The 3,386-nt window shown below is 44.6% G+C and carries 2 protein-coding genes and 1 pseudogene; all 3 read left to right on the top strand.

Annotated features, from left to right (window positions below; translation table 11 throughout):
• Nucleotides 1-1,910: DNA translocase FtsK (locus L650_RS0114370; RefSeq protein WP_029773537.1), on the top strand; the 1,910-nt coding region annotated here is incomplete at its 5' end.
• On the top strand, nt 1,910-2,536 hold the full coding sequence (gene lolA / locus L650_RS0114375) for an outer membrane lipoprotein chaperone LolA (protein ID WP_029773538.1): 627 nt from the start codon (nt 1,910-1,912) through the stop codon (nt 2,534-2,536). The genes L650_RS0114370 and lolA, both read left to right, overlap by 1 nt.
• A pseudogene (locus L650_RS0114380) lies at nt 2,529-3,386 on the top strand (replication-associated recombination protein A); the annotation flags it as partial. The gene lolA and the pseudogene L650_RS0114380, both read left to right, overlap by 8 nt.

The raw sequence follows: 3,386 nt of genomic DNA on the forward strand, positions 1-3,386 counted from the left end.
AAGCCGATGCGCAATTTAATGATGACCCTAACGATTATGAGCAAAGCGATACCAGATTCGAGCAATCATCAGAATTTGAACAAGAACCTGCAAAAAGTAAAAAACCGGCTAAACAAAAAGCCATTACTAAAGAGCAGCCTACCTTTAGCGAGCCGCAAATTAGTGATGACTACAGCCCATTTGATGAGCTAGACGATATACTCGACCAAGAAATTGGCTTTAGCGCCATAGACGATGAGCCAATGGATACAGCGGCTGCACTTAACGCGCTTGATCAAAGCCAAGTTGTTGAGCCTGAAAAACCGGTTACCACGGTGGTATCGCCAGCAAGGCCTATGCCTAAGCCAAAACCTGCATATCAGCCACCGCCAACAGCAAAAGAAAAGTTTGAAGAGTTACTTGATAAAGAGCCACCGCCAGGGCCATTACCGTCGCTTGATTTACTCGACAGACCGGATAAAGCCAAAAACCCGATATCGGAAGAAGAGCTTGAAAGCGTGTCGCGTCTTGTTGAAACAAAATTACTCGACTTTAACGTACAAGCAAAAGTGGTTGGCGTTTACCCAGGCCCAGTTGTAACACGTTTTGAGCTTGATTTAGCACCGGGTATAAAAGTGTCTAAAATTACCGGTTTATCAAAAGATTTAGCCCGTTCGTTATCGGCAATTAGTGTACGTGTGGTTGAGGTGATCCCAGGTAAAACTTACATAGGGATAGAGCTGCCTAATAAGTACCGTGAAATTGTACGTTTATCTGAGGTAATTAACGCCCCTAAATTTGAGCAAAACCCATCGCCACTAACCATGGTGTTAGGTAAAGATATTGCAGGGCAACCTGTGTGTGCCGATTTAGGTAAAATGCCCCATTTACTGGTAGCTGGTACCACAGGTTCAGGTAAGTCAGTGGGCGTTAATGTAATGATATTAAGCTTACTGTACAAATCGGGCCCTGATGATGTTCGTATGATCATGATTGACCCGAAAATGCTTGAGCTTTCGGTTTACGAAGGTATTCCGCACCTATTGTGTGAAGTTGTTACCGACATGAAAGAAGCGGCTAACGCACTACGTTGGTGTGTAGGCGAAATGGAACGCCGTTATAAATTAATGTCGGCGTTGGGTGTACGTAACTTAAAAGGTTACAACCAAAAAGTACTCGAGGCCAAAGAAGCGGGTTACCCAATTCTTGACCCATTATTTAAAGACACCGACGGCATGAAAGAAGGCCCAGACGAGTTAGATAATCTACCGAGCATAGTGGTAGTAATAGACGAATTTGCCGACATGATGATGATTGTAGGTAAAAAAGTTGAAGAGCTTATTGCCCGTATTGCGCAAAAAGCGCGTGCCGCAGGTATACATTTAGTACTTGCAACACAGCGCCCATCGGTAGATGTAATTACCGGCTTAATTAAAGCCAATATACCTACGCGTATGGCGTTTCAGGTGTCGAGCAAAATAGACTCGCGTACCATATTGGATCAACAAGGCGCCGAAAACCTATTAGGTATGGGTGATATGCTTTACTTACCGCCAGGCACAAGTGTACCAGAGCGTGTGCATGGCGCATTTGTAGACGACCATGAAGTACATGCGGTAGTAAACGATTGGAAAGCACGCGGTAAACCTAATTACATTGATGAAATTTTAAATGGTGATGCAACAGAAGATGTTTTATTACCAGGTGAAACCAGTGAAAATGCAGATGAAGAGTCAGATCCGCTATACGACGAAGCCGTTGCGTTTGTAATCGAAACCGGCAAAGTATCGGTATCATCAGTACAACGTAAATTACGTGTTGGCTATAACCGCGCAGCACGACTAGTAGAACAAATGGAAACATCGGGTATCGTGAGTTCACCAGGCCATAACGGCGCTCGCGATGTATTAGTACCTAATGGAGCAAATTAATGAAAAAATTAAACAGTTTATTATTAGTGCTTGGCAGTTTAATTGCCACACCTAGCTTTGCTGATGACAGCCAAGCACTGCAAGACAAACTCGCAACCCTTAAAAGTTTTAAAGCGCAGTTTTCTCAAAACGTAACCGATCCGCAAGGCCAAGCGGTTATGCAAGGCGAGGGCACAATTGCCCTTAAACAACCTATGATGATCCGCTGGCAGCAAACAAACCCAGACGATACCTTATTTGTATCCAATGGTGACAAAACCTATTACTTCGACAGCTTTGCTGAGCAAGTAACTATTATGGATACCCATAGCCTTATAGATTCAACACCGTTTGTACTGCTTACTTCAAAAGATCCCGCACAATGGGAAAAATACAGTGTTCAAGCCACAGACTCTGGCTTTAGTGTAACGCCAAATAAAGGCGTAGAAAGCCAAGTAGAGCAACTTGATATTACCTTTGCAGGTAACGAGCAAGGCCTTGCTAAGTTAGTTGTGACGGATAATTCTGGTCAGCTTTCGTCGTTTAGTTTTAACAATGCACAAGTAAATACCTCGCTTGATACAAGCACCTTTGAATTTACCCCACCAGAGGGTGTAGAAATAGACGATCAGAGTAACGGTGAATAATTTAGGCTTTAACTTTGGGCCCGATGTACGCCCACTTGCGGCGCGCATGCGCCCAACAACGCTTGACGAATACATAGGTCAGCAGCATTTACTAAGTAGCGACAAGCCCTTGCACCAAGCCATTGTTGCAGGGCGTTGCCACAGCTTAATTTTGTGGGGGCCGCCTGGGGTAGGTAAAACCACCCTTGCGCAAATTATTGCAAATCACGCCGATGCCGAACTTATACAAATGTCGGCTGTGACTGCAGGCGTAAAAGATATTCGCGACAGCGTAACGCAAGCGCACGATAACCTACAGAGCCGCGGGCAGCGCACTTTAATGTTTGTGGATGAAGTGCACCGTTTTAATAAATCGCAGCAAGATGCATTTTTACCTCACATAGAAGACGGCACTTTTATATTTGTAGGCGCGACAACCGAAAACCCCTCATTTGCACTTAATAATGCGATTTTATCGCGTGCACGCGTGTATGTTTTAAAGTCGCTAGCNTAGCCGATACCGACCTATACACAGTGATAGAGCGCGCACTTAAGCAAGATGAGCAACTAAACCAAAAAAACATTGTTATTGCCGGTAACGCCAAACAAGCGCTTTGCCAAGCAAGCGGCGGCGATGCCCGTAAAGTGTTAAACCTGCTTGAGCAAGCGGTTGATTTAACGAGTGAGCAAAACGGCACATACAACGTAGATGAGCACGTATTAAGCCAAGTACTACCAACTCATTTAGCTAAATACGATAAAGGCGGCGATGAATTTTACGATTTAATATCGGCTTTTCATAAATCAGTACGAGGCAGCTCACCCGATGGTGCGCTGTATTGGTATTGCCGTATTTTAGCCGGCGGCGGCG

The sequence above is a fragment of the Pseudoalteromonas sp. TB51 genome (assembly GCF_000498055.1).
GTDB lineage: Bacteria > Pseudomonadota > Gammaproteobacteria > Enterobacterales > Alteromonadaceae > Pseudoalteromonas > Pseudoalteromonas atlantica.